This window comes from Aquabacterium sp. CECT 9606 (genome assembly GCF_918741295.1).
In the GTDB taxonomy this organism is placed as follows: domain Bacteria; phylum Pseudomonadota; class Gammaproteobacteria; order Burkholderiales; family Burkholderiaceae_C; genus Aquabacterium.
Map to the genome: position 1 here is coordinate 852,729 of NZ_CAKKNB010000001.1, position 18,958 is coordinate 871,686.

Here is an 18,958-nt window from a genome sequence, read left to right on the forward strand (position 1 = left end):
TGCAGCCAGCATCAGTGAGAGGAACACGATCTTGAGCAACCCTCCCGGTCAAGCCACGCCTTCGAGTGGACAGTTCGCCCTTCTGGGCCAGCGCCGCTTCGCGCCATTTTTCTGGACCCAGTTCCTGGGCGCGGCCAACGACAACCTGTTCAAGTTCGCCTTCACGGTGCTGGTGACCTACCAACTGCGCGTGTCCTGGCTGGACGCCAAGATGGCTGGCTTGGTCATCGGCGCCTTGTTCATCCTGCCCTTCGTGCTGCTGTCGGCCACGGCGGGGCAATGGGCCGACAAGTATGACAAGGGCCGCATCATGCGGGCCATCAAGCTGCTGGAGGTGGCCATCATGGTCCTGGTGGCGTTTGGCTTCTTTGGCCAGAACGTGCCGCTGCTGCTGGCTTGCGTGTTCCTGATGGGCTTGCACTCCACCTTCTTCGGGCCCGTCAAATACGCCTACCTGCCGCAGCACCTGAGCCCGCGCGAGTTGACTGGCGGCAATGGCATGGTCGAGATGGGCACCTTCGTGGCCATCCTGCTGGGCAACGTCGGTGGTGGCTTGTTGATGAGCATCCCCGAGGTTGGCGTGCATTGGGCCGCGGGGGCTTGCCTCAGCATCGCGGTGATCGGTTGGCTGATGGCCTTGCAGATCCCGGCCTCGCCCTCTTCCGATCCGGGCTTGAAGCTCAACTGGAACCCTGCCACCGAGACCTGGCGCAACCTCAAGCTGGCGGGCGAATACCCCAGCGTGTTCCGCTCGCTGCTGGGCATCTCGTGGATGTGGTTCTTTGGCGCGGTCTTTCTGGCGCAGTTCCCTTCCTTTGCGCGTGATGTGCTGGGGGGTGATGAGCAGGTGGCGTCCTTGCTGCTGGTGGTGTTCTCGGTGGGCATTGCCGTGGGTTCGCTCTTGTGCGAGACCTTCTCGCACCGGAGTGTTGAAATCGGCCTGGTGCCGATCGGCGCGGTGGGCATGACCGTGTTCGCATTCGACCTCTACCTGGCCAGCCGGGGCCTGACCCATCCTCTGGGCAGCCTGATGACCGTCGGCCAGTTCGTGGCGCAGCACGCCCACTGGCGCGTGATGATCGACCTGGCCCTGCTGGCCTTCAGCGCAGGCTTGTACAGCGTGCCCATGTACGCCTTGATCCAGCTGCGCGCCCAGCCCAGCCACCGGGCCCGCATCATCGCGGCCAACAACATCCTCAACGCGCTGTTCATGATCGTGAGCAGCCTGATGGCGGGCGCCTTGTTGGGCGCGGGGCTGTCGATCCCTGAAGTGTTCGGGGCCACGGCCGTGCTCAACATCATCGTGGTCGGCTATGTGTTCTGGCTGATGCCGGAATACATCCTGCGCCTGGTGATGCTGTTCGTGACCCGCATTGTCTACCGACTGAAGGTGCGGGGCGAAGACCACCTGCCCACCGATGGCGCGGCCATCCTGGTGTGCAACCACGTGAGCTTCGTCGACGCAGTGATCCTGGGGGTGATCAGCCCCCGGCCCATGATCTTCCTGATGGACCACCGCATCTTCAAGACGCCCGGCCTGGGTTGGTTCTTCCGCGCCGTCAAGGCCATTCCCATCGCCCCTCAGAAGGAAGACCCAGCGGCCTACGAGCGTGCCTTTGAACGCGCTCGCCATGCCTTGAGCGAAGGCGAGTTGCTGTGCCTTTTCCCGGAGGGCGCGATCACCCGCGACGGCACCTTGCAGCCTTTCAAGGCCGGCATCATGAAGATCCTGGAAACCAACCCGGTGCCAGTGATCCCTTCTGCCCTGCACAATCTGTGGGGATCGAGTTTCTCGCGCATCGATGGGGTGGCCATGGCCAAGCCTTTGCGCCGGGGCCTGTTCAACCATGTGGGCCTGGTGGTGGGCGAGGCCATCGCGCCCGACCAGGTCACGCCTGAAGGTCTGCAAGCCCGCGTGCAGGCCTTGCTGAACGAGCCTGCCCCTTGAAGACCGAGCAGCCGCACCAGTTCCGACTACTGGCGCAGCGCCGTTTTGCACCGTTCTTCTTCACGGTGTTCCTGGGGTCCATGAATGACAACCTGCTCAAGTTCTCAACCACCTTGTTGTTGACCTACCAGTTGGCGGTGCCTTGGTTGCCGCCGGCGCTGGTTGGACCGGTGATGGGGGCCATCTTCATCGCCCCGTCCCTGCTCTTGTCCGCCACCCTGGGCCAATGGGCCGACCGCTGCGACCTGGGCTGGCTGATCCGCCTGGGCAAAAGCCTGGAGGTGCTCATGATGGGGTTGGCCGCCTGGGCCTTGTGGCGGCGCGATGCGCCCATGATGGTGGCCTGTGTACTGGTGTGCGGGGTGCATGTGGCCTTGTTTTCCACCGTGCGCTATGCCTACATCCCACAGCACTTGCGCGAGCATGAGCTGACCGGGGGCAACGGCTTGCTCGAGATGGGCATTTTCCTGGCCATCCTGATGGGCACCTTGGTGGGTGGGCTGCTGGTCGCGCCTGAACTGGGCGGCACCTGGATCGTGGGCCTGGCGGTGGTGGCGATGAGTGTGCTGGGTCGCCTCGCATCGCATTGGATCCCGAGCACACCTGCCGTCGACCCTGGCCTGCGCATCCATTGGAACCCGGTGTCCGAAACCTGGCGCAACCTCAAGCGTTGCCATGAAGACCCTTTGGTGTTCGCCTCCATGCTCGGCATTTCGTGGATGTGGTTCTTTGGCGCGGGCTTTTTGGCCATGTTCCCGATCCTGAGCAAAGACGTGCTGAATGGACAGGAGGGCGTGGCCTCATTCCTGTTGGTGCTGACCTCGCTGGGCATTGGGGTGGGCGCCTTGATGTGCGAGCGCCTGTCACGGGGCCGGGTGGAACTGGGCCTGGTGCCCTTGGGGGCTTTGGGCATGGCCGTGTTCGCCATCGAGATGTCGATGGCCGTGCATGCGCTTGAGCAGGCCAAGGCCTCGGGCGTTCGCCCTGCCTGGACGGCGATGGAATTCGTGGCGCACCCGGCGCACTGGCGCTTTCTGGTGGACCTGGTGTTGATGGCCTTGTCGGTGGGGCTGTTCAGCGTGTCCTTGTACGCGCAACTGCAGGCGCGCGCCGAGCCCAGCCACCGGGCCCGAATCATCGCCGCCAACAACATCCTCAATGCCTTGTTCATTCTCTTGAGCGCGGTGCTGGTGGGCGCGTTGAGTGCCGCTGGGCTGAGCATGGGGCAGCTGTTCGCGGCCCAGGCCGGGGTACACATCGTGGTGTGCGGCGTGGCCTTCGCATGGCAGCCGATTTTCGCCCGACGCTCCGTGATCCTGGTCAGGCAGTGGCTTGGGTCACAATCGTAGCCATTCACATCAAATCTTCAAACGTCATGGGAAGCTTCTTGTCGCGCTCGGTTCTGGCCCGTGTGGTGCCGTTTGTGTTGTTCATGGTGATGCTGGCCTTGCGCGGCCAGGTGCCCGCCGATGGCAGTTGGGGCATCGACCCAAGGTGGGTCTATGGCCTGTGCGTGCTGGTGGTCACCGGCAGCTTGCTGTTCTTCTGGCGCGATTACCAGGAGTTGGCACGCGGCACGTTGCCCGCAGCCAAGGAGTTGGCGCTGGCGGTGGTCGTCGGCGTGGCGGTGTTTTACCTGTGGGTCAACCTGGCCCAACCCTGGATGATGCTGGGCGAGGCCACGGCCAGCTTCAGGCCCGTGGACAGCGAGGGACACGTCGAGTGGGGGCTGGTGGTGGTGCGCTGGATCGGCGCTGCCCTGATGGTCCCGGTCATGGAAGAGTTGTTCTGGCGTTCATTCCTGATGCGCTGGGTGGACAACCCCGATTTTGAAAAGGTGGACGCGCGCGCCGTCACCTTGAAGGCGGTGGCCCTGTCCACCTTGGTGTTCATGCTGGCGCACACCCAGTGGCTGGCGGCCATCCTGGCGGGCCTGGCCTACGCCTGGCTGTACAAGCGGACAGGCTCCCTGTGGTCTCCCATCCTGGCCCATGCCGTCACCAATGGTGTGTTGGGGGTGTGGGTGGTGCTCTATGGCAATTGGCAGTTCTGGTGACCAGGTCGGCAAGGATGGGTGGCATGCAGAGGGCGAGTGTTTGGTGGCAGTGGGCTGGGCGGGCCGCGGTCTTGGGCGTGGCCTTGGGCGTGGTGGTGGTGTGGCTGTGTCTGGCCAATGACCCGGAAAACCACGCCGCCCTGGCCTTGTTGCTGTACGTTCCCTACCCGGTCTACCTGTTGCCGGCATTGGTCGCCTTCATCTGGTCATTCAGCCTGGGTTGGCGTTGGCGGGTGCTGGCCTTGACCAGCCTGCTGGTGGTCCTGATTGTGTTGATGCGGCCGGCCTTCGGGCATGCCGACGAGGGCTACCGGCGCGTGCGGCTGATGACCTACAACGTCAAGTCCTACCTGGCCGTGCAACGGCCCCATGGCCTCGCCGAGGTGTCCATGGAGGTGTTGCAGCACGATCCCGATGTCATCGTCATGCAGGATGCCGGCCAGTTCATGGACGAACATTTTGTTCCTCCCGATGCGCGCAAGACCATTTTCGGGAAAAGAGAGATTTATGCCTTTGGCCAGTACATCGTGGCCAGTCGCTTTCCCTTGAAGGAATGCAAGCCCGGCTTGATCCCGTACAACGGGCAGAACCACACCTTTGTGCACTGTGTCGTCTCGGCCAACGGGACCGACTTTGACCTGGTCACCGTGCACTTCGTGACACCGCGTTATGGTTTGAACGCAGCCCGCAGCGAGGGCGTCAAAGGCCTGGGTGCCTGGCGCGACAACATGAACAAGCGCCTGACCCAATCCGGGGCCTTGGCCGAACAACTGCGAGCGATGAATCGCCCGCGCGTTGTGGCCGGTGACCTCAATGCCCCCGAGAATTCCAACGTGGTGCAGGACCTGCTGGACACGGGGTTGCGGGATGCGTTTTCCTCTGCGGGTCTGGGCTATGGCTACACCCATGGGCATTCACTGTGGCCCGGGATTTCGTTTTTGCGCATCGACCATGTCCTGGTCAGTGGTGACATCGGCGTGAGCGATGCGTTCGTGGGTGGCAAGGTGGCCTCGCAGCACCGGCCAGTCATTGCTGATCTGCTGTTGGTGCGCCACTAAGCGCGCAGCTTTCGGTACAAGCGCTTCACGCGCGATTTGAACCTCGTCCACCGCTGCCAGGCCCGGCTGCCTTTGATGCGCGCCAAGACGGTGTTCTTGAAGGCCATCCAGCGGCCAAACCAGCGTGCAAACCAGGCCAGCCGCATCAAGGTGGGCTGGGTCAGCATGAACAGCCGGGCGGTGGTGGCCGTGCCGCCCACTTTGGCCGCGATGATCACGCTGATGCCCAGCAAGGTGTGGCCCTTGCCCAGCCAGTACAAGGCCAGCAGTTTGAGCGGCAGCAACGTGAGGATGGGTACCACGAACAGGCCCAGCGCCGCGTAAGGCGGCAGTGTGCGAATGCGCCCCTCGATCCAGCGCAGGCCGGGCAGGCGGCCGATCCAGGCCAGGACACGGGCCAGGTATTCCCAGCCCCATTCCTCGAACAACAGCACCAGGCCGATCAGCCAGATGCCCAGCGAGCCGAGCAGGCCGCGCAGGCTTTTCAATAGCCAGCGAACCCAGCGCGACAGGGTTGCGCCCATGGCGCGGCTAGACCCCTCGCGCCCGGTCGGCCGCGAACTGCTGCTGGAACTCCGTGAAGGTGCCTGCGTCCAGGGCCTCGCGCACTTCGCGCATCAGGTTCAGGTAGTAGTGCAGGTTGTGGATGGTGGTCAGCATCGGGCCGAGCATTTCATTGCAGCGGTCCAGGTGGTGCAGGTAGGCGCGGCTGAAGTTCTGGCAGGTGTGACAGGTGCAGGTGTAGTCCAGCGGCTGCTCGTCGTTCTTGTAGCGGGCGTTGCGCAGCCGCAGGTCACCAAAGCGCGTGAACAGGTGGCCGTTGCGTGCATTGCGGGTGGGCATCACGCAGTCGAACATGTCCACGCCCGCGGCCACACCTGCCACCAGGTCTTCGGGCGTGCCCACGCCCATCAGGTAGCGGGGCTTGTTGGCGGGCAGCTTGTGCACGATGTGGTTCATCACGCGCAGCATCTCGTCTTTGGGTTCGCCCACGCTGACGCCGCCGACCGCGTAGCCGGGCAGGTTCATGTCCACCAGGCCCGCCAGGGATTCTTCGCGCAGGTTCTCGAACATGCCGCCTTGCACGATGCCGAACAGCGCGTTGGGGTTCTGCAGATTGGTGAACTCGGTGATGCAGCGTTTGGCCCAGCGCAGGCTGAGTTCCATCGACACGCGCGCTTCTTTCTCGGTGGTGATGTGGCCGTTGGCCTGGCCCTCTTTGCCACCTTTCCAGTAGGGCGTGCATTCGTCGAACTGCATGACGATGTCCGAGTTGAGCACGGTCTGGATCTGCATGCTGACTTCGGGCGTGAGGAAGAGCTTGTCGCCATTGACCGGCGAGGCAAAGCGCACGCCTTCTTCGCTGATCTTGCGCATCTCGCCCAGTGACCACACCTGGAAGCCGCCCGAGTCGGTCAGGATGGGTTTTTGCCAGCTCTCGAACTTGTGCAGGCCGCCGAACTGCTTCATCACGTCCAGGCCAGGGCGCATCCAAAGGTGGAAAGTGTTGCCCAGGATGATCTGGGCGCCCATTTCTTCCAGCGAGCGTGGCATGACGCCCTTGACGGTGCCATAGGTGCCCACGGGCATGAAGATGGGGGTCTCGACCACGCCGTGGTTGAGGGTGAGGCGGCCACGGCGCGCGTGGCCTTCGGTCTTGATCAGGTCGAAATTCAGCATGCGGGTATTGTCGCCGCAGTGAGCGCCGGGACGTGGCTCAGGCTGCTTTCGCCTGGTGCAATGCCAGCAACTGCTCCAGCAGCCGTTCGCTGCGGAAGGGCTTGGCCATCACCACCTGGCCTGAAGCGTTCAAGCGGGCGATTTCGGCCGGGTCGGTGTCGCCCGAGATGATCAGCGTGTACAGCGACACGCCCGACTCACGCAAGTAAGCCTGGATGGTCTGGCTCAGTTGCAGGCCATTGATGCCGGGCAGGCGGTAGTCGGTGATGAGGATGTCGGGGCGTTGCGTACGGGAGGTGGCTGCCAGCAGTTGCGGCAGCTCGTCCAGCAGGGCTTCGCCATCGGGCCAGGTTCGCACTTGGGCGCCCCAGCTTTGCAGCATCTCGCCCAGAGCGCGGCGCAGGATGGGGTCGTCTTCCACGATCCAGGCGTTGCGGCCGGCCATGGGGTGCTGGGGCGATGATGGCGCCACCGGCTTGCTGGTGTTGACGTGGTTGAGTGGCAACTCGATGGAGAAGCACGATCCTCGGCCCACACGCGATTTGACGGTGACTTGCTCGCCCAGCAAGGACGCTGTGCGGCGCACGATGGCCAGGCCCAGACCGATGCCCCGACTGCGGTCGCGCGCCGAATTGCCCACCTGGTAGAACTCGTCGAAGATGCGTTCCTGCTGGTCGGGCGCGATGCCGATGCCGGTGTCCCAGATTTCGATGCGCAGGCGCCGCTTGCCGTGGCGACGCACGGCCACCAGCACACCGCCCTGCTTGGTGTAACGGATGGCGTTGGCGACCAGGTTGCGCAGCACGCCGTGGATCAGCACCGGGTCAGTCAGCACGGTGAGGTGTGGCCCGGCATTGGCGGGAAAGCGAAAGCGCAGTTGCAGGCCTTTGGCGTCGGCCGCGCTTTTCTCATGCACGCGCACGGCATGGAAAACGTCGTTCAAACAGACGGGTTGGAACTGCACCTGCACCGCGCCAGCATCCAGGCGCGAGATGTCGAGCAGGCCCACCAGCAGGGATTCCATCGAGGCCACGGCCTCGTCCAGCATGTCGGTCAATTCTTTGACTTCGGGCGCCACTTTTTGCTGGCGCAAAAGGCTGACCAGCAGGCCGATGGCCGCGGTCGGTTGGCGCAGGTCGTGGCTGGCGGAGGCCAGGAAGCGGGTCTTGGACTGGTTGGCCACCTCAAGCGCGCGGGTGCGTTCAGCCACACGTTCTTCGAGCGTGATGTTCATGCGCTCCGACAGGTTCATGGTGTCCACGAACTTGCGCATCAGCGTCAGGGCATAACCCAGGAAGATGACGGGCGTGCAGTAGGGCGTCCAATACAGGTCAGTGACGTCCAGGTAAGGCGTCAGGAACAGGTAGTCGTGGGCCACGCTGATGTAGGTTCCCACGGGGCCGGCCGTCATGAACACCGCTTCCACCCAGTCGCGCTTCCAGGCGGTCTGCACCACCTTGATGACGACCACGATGCCACCGATCATCATGATCGGGTAGGCGATCAGGCGCAGGGTGTTCAGGTGGGGGGTGTCCAGCGCGGCGAAGGAGCCCAGGATGAACGCGACCACCAGCACCCGCAGGGGATTGATGATGCGGCTGAGGTCGACGTTGGCGTAGCTCATCCCGAAGGCCACGAGGTAGAAGCTGGTCACCGCGTGCGACGAGAAGAACAGCCAGTCCACGATCGGGATCGGCCAGCCGATGGTCTCCAGAAAGTAGAAGGCATTGCGCGAGGACATGACGACCATCAGCCCCCCAAAATAGGCGAAGACCTTGTCCGAGGGGCGCGCGCGCCAGGCCAGCAGCAGGAACAGGGCCATGCCGGCCACCATCCAGTTGAGGGTCTTGGGCAGGTCGACGGTGAGCGAGGTCCAGGTGTCGAAATCGGCGCGCATGAGGGCGATGGGGCCAGCGGTCATGGGCGAGATGCCGGGCTTGCGGAAAGGCCCCATGCGCACGTCGATCTCGATGTCGTTGTCGCCTGCCAGCAGCACGTTCACCGGCAGCTCGATCAGGTAGGGTAGGGTGGCCATGCTGGTCACGTCCGCGCCTTCCATGTGGCGGGTGGTCAGCTGGATGCCATTGACGGTGATGCGGTGGTTGCCCGGCAGGCGGTCAATGCGCAAGGCCCACGCGATGGTGGGTGAGTGCGCCATGAAGATCTTGGCGCGGTAGCAGGCCACGGCCGGAGGCTTGAGATTGTGCGCCTTCCAGTCGTCCGGCAGCGTGACGGGGATTTCCTTCTGGTGCTCGGAGCACAGGCCTTTGGCCAGCGTGGCATTGGTCACCACCATGCTGGGCGATGCCCACGCCGCGCCCACGGCCCAAAGGACCAACAGCATTCCCAGGTGCCGTGCGTATTTAAGCCAGTTCAATCCCATGATTTTTTTATTGAATTACTTGTTTGACGCGCACTCTATCTTCGAATCAGCATTGCATCTCCGTAGCTGAAAAATCGATATTGGTGTTCGATGGCGTGCCGGTACAGCGCGCGGATGTGCTCGTACCCCGCGAAGGCGCTGACCAGCATCATCAAGGTGCTCTTGGGCAGGTGGAAATTGGTGACCAGCACGTCCACCACCTTGAACTCGAACCCTGGCGTGATGAAGATGGCGGTGTCGCGGCTGCCCGCCTTCAGGATCTGGCCGGGTGGGCAGAACAGGGCGGCCGACTCCAGCGCGCGCAAGGTGGTGGTGCCCACGGCCACCACGCGGCCACCCTGGGCTTTGGTGCGTGCAATGGCGTCCACGGTGGGCTGGCTCACTTCGAACCACTCGCTGTGCATCTTGTGTTCGGCCAGGTTCTCGGTGCGCACGGGCTGGAAGGTGCCGGCACCCACGTGCAAAGTCACCTCGGCCGTCTGCACACCGCGTTGGGCCAGCGCGGCCAGCAGGGCCTCGTCGAAATGCAGGGCGGCGGTGGGTGCGGCGACAGCGCCGGGACGCGCCGCGAACACGGTCTGGTAGCGCTTGACGTCGTCGCTGGAATCGGCATGGGTGATGTAGGGCGGCAGGGGCACATGGCCGTGTTGCTCCAACAGCGTCAACGGATCGCCGTCAAAGCGCAAGTGGAACAGGCCGTCATCGGGGCCCCCCCGGCCCAGCACGGTGGCCTCAAAGGCATCGGCAAAACGGACCAGGCTGCCTGGCTTGGGCGATTTGCTGGCGCGCATGTGGGCCAACACCTCCTGGCCCGGCAATATGCGTTCTACCAGGGCTTCCACCGTGCCCCCGCTGCTTTTCAGGCCGTGCAGACGGGCTTTGATCACGCGGGTGTTGTTGAACACCAGCAGGTCGCCCGCGTTTAACTGCGATGGCAGCTCGCGAAAAATGCGGTCGACGGGGGTGGGGCTACGGCCATCCAGCAGGCGCGAGGCACTGCGCTCGGCAGCCGGATGTTGGGCGATCAGTTCGGGCGGGAGCTCAAAATCGAAATCGCCAAGAGAGTAACTGCGGGTCATGACTGCTGCCATTGAGGGGCTGACGAGCCCCGTGCCAAGGAAGGCATGATTGTCGGTGAGTTTGGGTATGTCAATGGGCGTTAATCACCACCTGTTGCGGGGGGTGGCGAAGCCTTTCGCGGACGATGCGCAAGCGCATTGCACAATCCGGTGTTCATCCACCCATGACAAGCAGCCCTCCGTGCCGGCCCCCAAGCCCAACCCCAGCCCTCCCAAGTCGGCGCCCGCCAAGGCCATGGACAAGCTGGGCCTGGTGCGCGACATCGACCTGGCCTTGCACTTGCCATTGCGCTACGAGGACGAAACGCGCCTGACCTTGCTGCGCGACGCCCGCGATGGCGACACCGTGCAGGTGGAAGGGATGGTGCGTGACAACCGCATCGAGATGCGGTCCCGGCGGCAACTGCTGATCAAGCTGGACGATGGCAGTGGCGAGGTGCAACTGCGCTTCCTGAATTTTTATGCCACGCAGCAAAAGGCCTGGGCACCGGGCGTGCGCTTGCGTGTGCGGGGCGAGGTGCGGCACGGGTTTTTTGGCCGCGAGATGATGCACCCGGCGGTCAAGGTGGTGTCTGCCGACACGCCACTGGCCGAAGCGCTCACGCCGGTCTACCCCACCAGTGCCGGCTTGCCCCAGACCTACCTGCGCAAGGCCGTGGCCTCGGGCTTGGAGCGCGCCCACCTGGATGAGATCCTGCCGCCTGGCGTGGTGCCTGCCGCTTGGCCCACTTTGCGCCAGGCGCTGAATTTTCTGCACCACCCCAGCCCCGATGTGCCGCTGGCCACCTTGGAAGACCACAGTCATCCGGCCTGGATGCGGTTGAAGTACGAGGAACTGCTGGCCCAGCAGCTCTCGCAATTGCAGGCCAGGCAGGAGCGTGCTCATCTAAAGGCCCCCGCGCTGCCTTCCAGGGCGGGGGGCTTGCATGAGCGCCTGTTGAGCGTGCTGCCTTTTCAACTCACGCCGGCCCAGCGCCGGGTTGGCGATGAGATCGCGCAGGACCTGGCGCGGCCTCAGCCCATGCACCGACTCCTGCAGGGCGATGTCGGTTCAGGCAAGACAGTGGTGGCCGCCCTGGCGGCCGCCGTGGCCATGGATGCCGGTTGGCAATGCGCCTTGATGGCGCCCACGGAAATCCTGGCCGAGCAGCACTTTCGCAAGCTGGTGGGCTGGCTGGAGCCCCTGGGCATCAAGGTGGCCTGGCTCACCGGCAGCTTGAAAGCCAAGGCCAAACGCGAGCAGATGGCCATGGTGGCCTCGGGCGAAGCGCAACTGGTGGTGGGCACGCACGCCGTGATCCAGGACCAGGTCGAGTTCGCGCGGCTGGGCCTGGCCTTGATCGACGAACAGCACCGCTTTGGCGTGGCCCAGCGGCTGCAGCTGCGCGGCAAACTCAAAGGCGCCGACCTGGAGCCCCACCTTTTGATGATGAGCGCCACCCCCATCCCTCGCACCCTGGCCATGACCTATCTGGCCGACCTGGAGGTCAGCACCATCGACGAGTTGCCGCCAGGCCGAACGCCGATCGTCACCAAAGTGTTCGCCGATTCGCGCCGCGACGAGGTCATCGAGCGCATCCGCGACGAGGCGGCCAAGGGCAGCCAGGTCTACTGGGTCTGCCCGCTCATCGACGAGACGCAAGAGTCCGACCAGGCGGCCGACCAGGCGGCGGGACGCAACAGCAACCAACGCCCGCCGCTGGACCTGAGCAACGTCACACAAACACACCAGGAGTTGTCAGACGCCTTGGCAGGGCGCGCCGTGGGCTTGCTGCATGGGCGATTGCCCACGGCCGAGAAAGCCGAGGTGATGGCCCGTTTTTCGAAGGGCGAGTTGTCGGTGCTGGTGGCCACCACGGTGATCGAGGTGGGCGTGGACGTGCCCAACGCCAGCCTCATGGTCATCGAGCATGCCGAGCGGTTTGGCCTGAGCCAGTTGCACCAGTTGCGCGGGCGGGTCGGCCGCGGCGCGGTGGCCAGCGTCTGCGTGCTGTTGTACTCGTCGCCCTTGTCAGACTCGGGCAAGGCGCGCTTGAAGGCGATGGTCGAAACCAATGACGGCTTCGAAATCGCCCGCCGTGATCTGGACATCCGCGGGCCCGGTGAGTTCATGGGCGCGCGCCAATCCGGGGCGGCCTTGCTGCGTTTTGCCGACCTGGGTGAAGACCAGCCGCTGATCGAACGTGCCCGCGAAAGCGCCCAGATGCTGTTGCGCGATCATCCGCACATCGCGCAGCGGCATGTGCAGCGCTGGCTGGGCCACAAAGCCGAATACCTCAAGGCCTGATCGATCCTCAAATCACCGACAATCAGCCTCACCATGACCCTGACCGAACTCCGCTACATCGTTGCCGTGGCCCGCGAGCGCCACTTTGGCCGGGCCGCCGAGGCTTGCTTTGTGTCTCAGCCCACGCTGTCCGTGGCCGTCAAGAAGCTGGAAGACGAACTGGATGTGAAACTGTTCGAGCGTGGCAGCGCCGAGATCAGCGTCACGCCTTTGGGTGAGGAAATCGTTCGCCAGGCCCAGTCTGTGCTGGAGCAAGCGCAGTCCATCAAGGAAATCGCCAAGCGTGGCAAAGACCCGCTGGGCGGCCCACTGCGCCTTGGCGTGATCTACACCATCGGCCCCTACCTGCTGCCTGACCTGGTGCGCAACATCATCACCAGCGTGCCGCAGATGCCCTTGATGCTGCAAGAAAACTTCACCGTCAAGCTGCTGGAGATGCTGCGGGCGGGCGAGCTCGATTGCGCCATCCTGGCCGAGCCATTTCCCGATGCCGGGCTGGCCGTGGCGCCGCTGTACGACGAGCCATTTCTGGTGGCGGTGCCCAGGACCCACGCCCTGGCAAAGCGCCAGCAGATCAGCGCGGAAGAGCTCAAGCGCGAGACCATGCTGTTGTTGGGCACGGGCCATTGCTTCCGCGACCACGTGCTGGATGTCTGCCCTGAGTTCGCGCGATTTTCCAGCGATGCGGAAGGCATCCGCAAGAGCTTTGAAGGCTCGTCCCTTGAGACCATCAAGCACATGGTGGCGGCCGGCATGGGCGTGACCGTGGTCCCCAGGCTGTCGGTCCCCGAAGAGCCCCACCCACACCTGGCCTTCATTCCCTTTGACGAGCCGGTGCCCAAGCGCCGCGTGGTGCTGGTGTGGCGCCGCAGTTTCACGCGCTACGAAGCCATCGCGGCATTGCGAAACGCGGTGTACGCCTGCCCGCTGGAAGGCGTTGAGCGCCTGACGGCCTGAGGTCGCTTACGCCGCTGTCGATGAGGTGCCAAAGGCCTCGTCGGGCTCGAAGCAGTCGACCACCGAGAAGTACAGCGAGGCGTAAAACGCCGACGCCATCCACATGGCGCCCATGGTGAGCAGCACATTGACCAGCATGGGCTCGTTGAGCATGGCGGCCAACACCCCGTTGAGCAGGACCAAGGCCACGGCCAGGCCCATCCACCCCAGCCCGAACAGCATGAAGGCGCCCAGGTTGCGCCACGACGCGATGGCGCTGAAGAACAAGGCCTTGCCCAAGGACAGCTTGGCCCAATAGGTGAGGGCGGGCGTGTGCCAGAAGATCAGTGACACCGGTATGGTGAGCATGAACTGCCACAGCATCGCGGACTGCACGTCGGGGTTGCCGATGAGGTCGGAGGTTTCCTTGGCCGTTTTCATGGCTTTGGCCAGCGTGTCGGAGCCAGGCCCAAAGGCGTCGGCCAGCACCATGACCAGCAGGGTGGCCAGCAGGTAGGCGCCACCCAGCTTCGCCCACATCCACTTCATCTGGGATGGCTGCCCGCGCCATGGTTCCAGAAAGACACCAGGCGTGACGCGTTGGTCGGTCAGCACCCGGCGGCTGGCCAGCATGAAGCCCATCCACACCACGGGCATCAGGGACACGATCAGCAGGGGCCCCAGTGCCGCCAGCCCGATTTGCGCCAGGATTTCGCAGGTGATGATGGCCGCACACACGACCAATCCCCACAAGCCGATGAAGCCCAGGGGTTGGCGAACGCAGGCTCGCAGGCCGTGGCCCATCCAGGTCAGGCCCATGCGGGCGGGCATGATGCGCAGTTTCATGCGGCAGGGGTTCCGGTGATGGGCGAAGGACGCTGGTATTGCCAGGGCGCTTGCCGGCGCTGCGTCAGCACCCGCTCGAAGTGCGTGGGGTCGTGCGCTTGCAGCATGGCGGCATCCCGGGGCAGGTGAAAATCCCACAGGCGGGAGGTCCAGAATCGCAAGGCAGCGGCCCGCAACAAGGCGGGCAGCAAGGCCAGTTCATCGTCGGTGAGTATGCGTTGTTCGTCGTAGGCGGCCACGAAGGCTTGAGCCCGGGCCGGGTCGAGCTGACCGGTGGCCAGGTTGATGCACCAGTCGTTCAGGCACACGGCAATGTCGAAACCGAAGGTGTCGCAACCAGCGAAGTAGAAATCAAAGAAGCCCGACAGCACGGGGCCATCGAACATGACGTTGTCGCGGAACAGGTCGGCGTGGATGGCGCCGTGGGGCAAGCGTTGGTAAGCGGGTGAGGCGGCCAGCGCTTGCTGGTAGGCCAGCTCCGACTCGATCAATTCGCGCTGGGCCGCGTCCAGGTGGGGAACGATGACCGGGATCGTCTCGGCCCACCAGGCCAGGCCGCGCAGATTAGGTTGGTGCTGGGGGTAGTCTTGCCCCGCGAGGTGCATGCGGGCCAGCATGGCCCCCACTTGCGCGCAATCTGCCGTCTGGGGTGCCAGTTGGTTGCGGCCTTTCAGGCGGGTGACGACGGCGGCTGGCTTGCCTTTGAGCGTGTGCAGGATCTCGCCTTTGTCGTTGGCCTGCGGTGCCGGAACGGGGATGCCATGCTCGGCCAGATGGCGCATCAGTTCCAGGTAGAACGGCAGTTGTTCAAAGCTCAGCCGCTCGAACAAGGTGAGCACGTAGTCGCCTTGGTCTGTGCCAACGAAGTAATTGGTGTTCTCGATGCCCGAGGTGGCGCCTTGCAGCGATTGCAAGGTGCCCAATCCCAAGGCCGAGATCAGGCCGGAGGCTTCAAGCGGGGACACTTCAGTGAAAACGGCCATGAGACAGGTCGGGCAGCAAAGGCGGCGGGTTGGAAGACAACCGCTCGGGAAAGCCCTCGGACGTAGGAGAAAACCCTCAACGTTCGGGGCACGCAGAACGTGTGATTGTAGGAGTCGCTGTGGCAGACTGCTCACAGTTCTGAAATCAGGCCCCCCCAAAGGTTGGCGGGGCCCGCTAATTCCCCAAGAGGAGCCGGTTGATCATCATGCGTACCCCAGCACTGTGCAATTCATTGTCGTTCAAGCGACTGTCCCTGGCTGCGGCCCTTGTGTCCAGCGTGCTGGCGGGCTCGGTGGCTCATGCAAGCCCATTCAGTGCTTATGCTGGCGCCACGATTGGCTTGGCGCCCAATTCGCAAAACTGCAACGGGCAAGAGGGTTGCGATCGCGTGTCCGGTGGCGGCAAGGCCTTTGTAGGTTGGAACGTGACGCCCAACGTGGCGGCTGAAATCAATTACTTCTACTTTGGCGCCGCCAATGGTTCGCCCGACGACGGTTCAAAAACTCGTGTGCGTACAAGCGCCCGGGCACTGACCTTTGGCATGAACTGGAACATTGAAATGTTCGAAACCATGACCAGCCACATTCGCCTGGGCGTGGCGCGTGTACGCAACCGGTCTGACCAGTTCAGCCCCACGAACGTGGCGACTCACGAGACGGATCTCACCACGTCACCGTATATTGGCTTGGGCTTGTCGATCCCGTTCGGCCGCAACCTGCGTGTGGTGACGGGCTATGACTTCATCGCCGTCAGTGGCCCCGGCAACCGCAACCGTCACCTGCTGGGTGGCGGTCTCCAGGCCGAGTTCTGATCCGATAGGCCTGCCTCGGCAGGCCTCACAATGCGGGCCATGAACGATCTGGCCTCTTCTCCCGACGCCCTGCCAACGCTGCTGTTGGTGGACGGTTCCAGCTACCTGTACCGTGCCTTCCATGCCATGCCCGACCTGCGCGGGCCGCAGGGCGAACCCACGGGTGCCTTGCATGGCATGGTCAACATGCTGCGCTTGTTGCGCAAGCAGGTGGCCTCCAGCCACGCGGTCTGCGTGTTCGACGCCAAGGGCCCCACTTTCCGTGACGAGTGGTACGCCGACTACAAGGCGCACCGCCCCTCCATGCCCGAAGACCTGGCTGCCCAGGTCGCGCCGATCCACGACGTGGTCAAGCTGCTCGGATGGCCCGTGCTGGAAGTGCCCGGCATCGAGGCCGACGATGCGATTGGCACCCTCTGCGTGGTTGCGGCCGAAGCCGGCTACAAGGTGGTGGTGTCCACCGGCGACAAAGACCTGGCGCAATTGGTGAACGAACGCGTCACCTTGGTCAACACCATGAGCAACGAGACGCTGGACGAGGCCGGTGTGCTGGCCAAGTTTGGGGTGCCACCCCGGCTCATCGTCGACTACCTGACCTTGGTCGGCGACGCGGTGGACAACATCCCCGGCGTCGAAAAAGTCGGCCCCAAGACCGCCGCCAAATGGATTGCCGAGCATGGGTCGCTGGACCAGCTCGTGGCCGTGGCCGACACCATCAAGGGCGTGGCTGGCGAGAATCTGCGCAAGGCCCTGGATTGGCTGCCTCAAGGCCGCCGCCTCATCACTGTGCGCACCGATTGCGATCTGCGCAACCACGTGCCCCAATGGCCCGCGCTGGACGCGCTGGCCTTGCGCGAGCCCGACACGGCGGCCTTGAAGGATTTCGCCGTGGCCCATGGCTTCAAGACCTGGGTGCGCGAGCTGGAGCTGGCCCTGGGCGCCGCACCGGCCGGCAAGGCCAAAGCCAAACCTGCCAAAGCCAGTGGCACCGATGACTTGTTTGGCGCCGGGCAGGCCGGTGAAGAAATCGCCGAAGAACTGCCCGCAACCGCCACCCTGGCAACGCGCTACGACACCGTCACCGACTGGCCTACCTTTGACCGCTGGCTGGCCAAGATCGAGGCGGCCGAGATCACCGCTTTCGACACCGAGACCGATTCGCTTGAGCCCATGAAAGCCCGTATCGTGGGCCTGTCGTTCTCGGTGGCGGTGGGCGAGGCAGCTTACATCCCCCTGGCGCACCAGGGCCCTGATGCCCCCGAGCAGTTGGCCATGGACGAGGTGCTGGCCCGCCTCAAGCCCTGGCTGGAAGGTGCCCAGTACCCCAAGGTCGGCCAGAACATCAAGTACGACAGCCACGTGCTGGCCAACCATGGCATTGCTGTGCAAGGCTACACGCACGACACCATGCTGCAAAGCTATGTGCTCGAAGCGCACAAGCCGCATGGCCTGGAAAGCCTGGCACTGCGTTTCCTGAACCGCAAAGGCCTGAGCTACGAAGATGTGGCCGGCAAAGGCGCCCAGCAGATTCCCTTCGCGCAGGTGGCGGTTGAGCGCGCGTCGCAATACTCGTGCGAAGACAGTGACCTCACCTTGCACCTGCACCAGACCTTGTGGCCACAACTTCAGGCCGAACCCGCCTTGCAGGACATCTACCAGCGCATGGAGATGCCGGTGTCCGTGCTGCTGCAGCGCATCGAGCGCAATGGCGTGCTGATCGATGCCCAGCTGCTGCAGCAGCAAAGCCATGAGTTGGCGCAGCGCATCGTGGCGCTGGAGCAAGAGGCCTACGACCTGGCCGGCCAGCCTTTCAACCTGGGCTCGCCCAAGCAGCTTGGCGAGATCCTGTTCGTCAAGCAAGGCCTGCCGGTGGTCAAGAAGACCGCCACGGGGGCGCCGTCCACCAACGAAGAGGTGCTGGAAAAGCTGGCCGAGGACTACCCCTTGCCCGCCCGCATCCTTGAATACCGCAGCCTGGCCAAGCTCAAGTCCACCTACACCGACAAGCTGCCGCTGATGGTGAATGCCGAGACGGGCCGCGTGCACACCAACTACGCGCAGGCCGTGGCGGTCACGGGGCGCCTGTCCAGCAATGACCCCAATCTGCAGAACATCCCCGTTCGAACGGCGGAAGGCCGCCGGATACGCGAGGCTTTCATTGCCCCGCCGGGCCACTTCATCGTGTCGGCCGACTACTCGCAGATCGAGTTGCGGATCATGGCCCACATCTCGCAGGACGAGAACCTGCTGCGGGCATTCTCCGAGGGCCTGGACGTGCACCGGGCCACCGCCAGCGAAGTCTTTGGCGCGCCAGTGGATGAGGTCTCGAGCGAGCAGCGCCGCTATGCCAAGGTGATCAATTTCGGCCTGATCTACGGCATGAGCGCGCACGGCCTGGCCAAGAACCTGGGCATCGACCGGTCGGCGGCGTCCAGTTACATCGAACGCTACTTTCACCGCTTTGCTGGCGTCAAGCGCTACATGGACGAGACCCGCGCCCAGGCGAAAGAGCAAGGCTATGTGGAGACCGTGTTCGGACGCCGCTTGTGGCTGCCCGAGATCAACAGCCCCAACGGCCCAAGCCGCGCAGGTGCCGAACGCGCCGCCATCAACGCGCCCATGCAAGGCACCGCGGCCGACCTGATCAAGCTGGCCATGATCGAGGTGCAGAAGGTCCTGGACGCCGAGCACAAGGCCAGCCTGATCATCATGCAGGTGCACGATGAATTGGTGCTGCAAGTGCCCGAGGCTGAACTGGATTGGGTGCGCGCGCAGGTGCCCGCCCTGATGGCCTCGGTCGCGCAGTTGCGCGTGCCGCTGCTGGCCGAGGTGGGGTCCGGTCCCAACTGGGAGTCCGCGCATTGACCTGCGCAGGCTGTCAAACGCTTGT

The 18,958-nt window shown here is 64.1% G+C and carries 14 protein-coding genes; 8 read left to right on the plus strand and 6 right to left on the minus strand.

Going from position 1 to position 18,958, the window contains the following annotated elements:
• Nucleotides 1–31: 31 nt before the first annotated feature.
• The 4 genes from LQ232_RS03985 to LQ232_RS04000 are packed head-to-tail and all read left to right on the plus strand — an operon-like array spanning nucleotide 32 to nucleotide 5,062.
• Nucleotides 32–1,948, plus strand: coding sequence for an MFS transporter (locus LQ232_RS03985; protein WP_230179078.1), 1,917 nt, complete (start codon nucleotides 32–34; stop codon nucleotides 1,946–1,948).
• Nucleotides 1,945–3,297 carry an MFS transporter gene (locus LQ232_RS03990; RefSeq protein WP_230179079.1) on the plus strand — a complete coding sequence of 451 codons (1,353 nt, stop codon included), beginning with the start codon at nucleotides 1,945–1,947 and terminating at the stop codon, nucleotides 3,295–3,297. The genes LQ232_RS03985 and LQ232_RS03990 overlap by 4 nt, the downstream gene beginning before the upstream one ends.
• 26 nt (nucleotides 3,298–3,323) lie before the next feature.
• Nucleotides 3,324–4,004 (plus strand): CAAX prenyl protease-related protein, encoded by a 681-nt coding sequence (locus tag LQ232_RS03995; protein ID WP_230179080.1) that lies wholly within the window; start codon nucleotides 3,324–3,326, stop codon nucleotides 4,002–4,004.
• Between the two features lie 23 nt (nucleotides 4,005–4,027).
• Nucleotides 4,028–5,062, plus strand: coding sequence for an endonuclease/exonuclease/phosphatase family protein (locus LQ232_RS04000; RefSeq protein WP_230179081.1), 1,035 nt, complete (start codon nucleotides 4,028–4,030; stop codon nucleotides 5,060–5,062).
• On the opposite strand, the gene LQ232_RS04005 is transcribed toward LQ232_RS04000, so the two are convergent.
• From LQ232_RS04005 to queA, 4 genes are all read right to left on the minus strand, one after another.
• Nucleotides 5,059–5,586, minus strand: coding sequence for a hypothetical protein (locus tag LQ232_RS04005; protein WP_230179082.1), 528 nt, complete (start codon nucleotides 5,584–5,586; stop codon nucleotides 5,059–5,061). The two genes, LQ232_RS04000 and LQ232_RS04005, sit on opposite strands and share 4 nt — an antisense overlap.
• A 7-nt stretch (nucleotides 5,587–5,593) precedes the next feature.
• The gene (gene tgt, locus LQ232_RS04010; RefSeq protein ID WP_230179083.1) at nucleotides 5,594–6,742 is read right to left on the minus strand and encodes a tRNA guanosine(34) transglycosylase Tgt; all 1,149 of its coding nucleotides are present in this window, start codon (nucleotides 6,740–6,742) and stop codon (nucleotides 5,594–5,596) included.
• 37 nt (nucleotides 6,743–6,779) lie between these two features.
• Nucleotides 6,780–9,086: an ATP-binding protein gene (locus LQ232_RS04015; RefSeq protein ID WP_230179084.1), complete on the minus strand. Its 2,307-nt coding sequence runs from the start codon at nucleotides 9,084–9,086 to the stop codon at nucleotides 6,780–6,782.
• A gap of 74 nt (nucleotides 9,087–9,160) precedes the next feature.
• A complete protein-coding gene (gene queA, locus LQ232_RS04020; protein ID WP_230179085.1) occupies nucleotides 9,161–10,204 on the minus strand; it encodes a tRNA preQ1(34) S-adenosylmethionine ribosyltransferase-isomerase QueA in 1,044 nt (347 codons plus the stop codon).
• 235 nt (nucleotides 10,205–10,439) lie between these two features.
• Between queA and recG the strand changes: the two genes are divergently transcribed.
• Together recG and LQ232_RS04030 are read left to right on the plus strand one after the other, a co-directional pair.
• Nucleotides 10,440–12,491, plus strand: coding sequence for an ATP-dependent DNA helicase RecG (recG, locus tag LQ232_RS04025; RefSeq protein WP_230179725.1), 2,052 nt, complete (start codon nucleotides 10,440–10,442; stop codon nucleotides 12,489–12,491).
• A 33-nt stretch (nucleotides 12,492–12,524) separates the two neighbouring features.
• Nucleotides 12,525–13,448 (plus strand): LysR substrate-binding domain-containing protein, encoded by a 924-nt coding sequence (locus LQ232_RS04030; RefSeq protein ID WP_230179086.1) that lies wholly within the window; start codon nucleotides 12,525–12,527, stop codon nucleotides 13,446–13,448.
• A gap of 6 nt (nucleotides 13,449–13,454) precedes the next feature.
• Here LQ232_RS04030 and LQ232_RS04035 read toward each other — a convergent pair whose 3' ends face one another.
• Nucleotides 13,455–14,273: a BPSS1780 family membrane protein gene (locus LQ232_RS04035; protein ID WP_230179087.1), complete on the minus strand. Its 819-nt coding sequence runs from the start codon at nucleotides 14,271–14,273 to the stop codon at nucleotides 13,455–13,457.
• A complete protein-coding gene (locus LQ232_RS04040) occupies nucleotides 14,270–15,256 on the minus strand; it encodes a homoserine kinase (protein ID WP_230179088.1) in 987 nt (328 codons plus the stop codon). The genes LQ232_RS04035 and LQ232_RS04040 overlap by 4 nt, the downstream gene beginning before the upstream one ends.
• A gap of 206 nt (nucleotides 15,257–15,462) precedes the next feature.
• Between LQ232_RS04040 and LQ232_RS04045 the strand changes: the two genes are divergently transcribed.
• A complete protein-coding gene (locus tag LQ232_RS04045) occupies nucleotides 15,463–16,068 on the plus strand; it encodes an outer membrane beta-barrel protein (protein ID WP_230179089.1) in 606 nt (201 codons plus the stop codon).
• A gap of 39 nt (nucleotides 16,069–16,107) precedes the next feature.
• Nucleotides 16,108–18,933 (plus strand): DNA polymerase I, encoded by a 2,826-nt coding sequence (gene polA / locus LQ232_RS04050; protein WP_230179090.1) that lies wholly within the window; start codon nucleotides 16,108–16,110, stop codon nucleotides 18,931–18,933.
• The last annotated feature ends 25 nt before the right edge of the window (nucleotides 18,934–18,958 follow it).